General features: G+C 73.1%; 1 protein-coding gene. It reads left to right on the top strand.

Annotated features, from left to right (window positions below; genetic code table 11):
• Positions 1 to 122: 122 nt before the first annotated feature.
• Positions 123 to 994: alpha-hydroxy-acid oxidizing protein (locus P1P70_RS45070; RefSeq protein ID WP_319248340.1), on the top strand; the 872-nt coding region annotated here is incomplete at its 3' end.

Below are 994 nucleotides of genomic sequence, written 5' to 3' on the forward strand. Positions count from 1 at the left end.
CCCTCCGCCCTCAGCCCTCACCCCCGGCATCAACCGTGCCGAACGGTGGACGGCGCGTGTTCGGGTCGTCAGGATCGTCGGCGACGTGGGGCGTTCTCGAGGTTGAGGGGCAGGGCGGACGGATGGCGAAGCACTGGGCGGACTTCCAGTACGAGATCTACCTGGGCGGGATGGGCGGGGCCGTGCCCCGGCTGCCCACCGACCTGACCCGGCTGGAGGAGCTGGCCGAACACCGGCTCGGCGCCGGCCCGGTCGGCTACGTGGCGGGCAGCGCGGGCAACGGCAGCACGGCCCGCGCCAACCGGGAGGCGCTGGACCGGTACCGGATCGTTCCCCGGCTCCTGCGGGACGTGGGGGAACGCGACCTGTCCGTGCAGGTGTTGGGCCGGGCGCTGCCGGCGCCGGTGGCGCTCGCCCCGGTGGGCGTGCTGTCGATCGTGCACCCGGACGCGGAGTCGGCGGCGGCGCGGGCCGCAGCCGCGCAGGGCGTGCCGTACGTCCTGTCCTCGGCGTCCAGCACGCCCCTGGAGCAGGTCGCGGAAGCCATGGGGGACGCGGAGCGCTGGTTCCAGCTGTACTGGGCCAAGGACCGCGACGTCACCCGGAGCTTCCTGGAACGCGCGAAGGCCGCCGGGTACTCCGTACTCGTCGTCACCCTCGACACGCCGTTGCTCGGGTGGCGACCCCGCGATCTGGAGCGGGCGTACCTGCCGTTCCTGCATGGTGTCGGGACCGCCAACTACTTCTCCGACCCGGCGTTCCGGGCGGGGCTCGCCAAGCCGGTCCACGAGGATCCGAACGCGGCCGTGCTGCACTTCGCCGGCATGTTCGGCGACCCCGGTAAGACGTGGCCCGACCTGGCGTTCCTGCGTGAACACTGGGACGGGCCGATCGTGTTGAAGGGCGTGCTGCACCCGGACGACGCGCGGCTCGCCGTCGACGCGGGGATGGACGGGGTGGTCGTGTCCAACCACGGGGGGGCCCCCGTCCCTTA

The organism is Streptomyces sp. MB09-02B (genome assembly GCF_033794485.1).
Classification (GTDB): domain Bacteria; phylum Actinomycetota; class Actinomycetes; order Streptomycetales; family Streptomycetaceae; genus Streptomyces.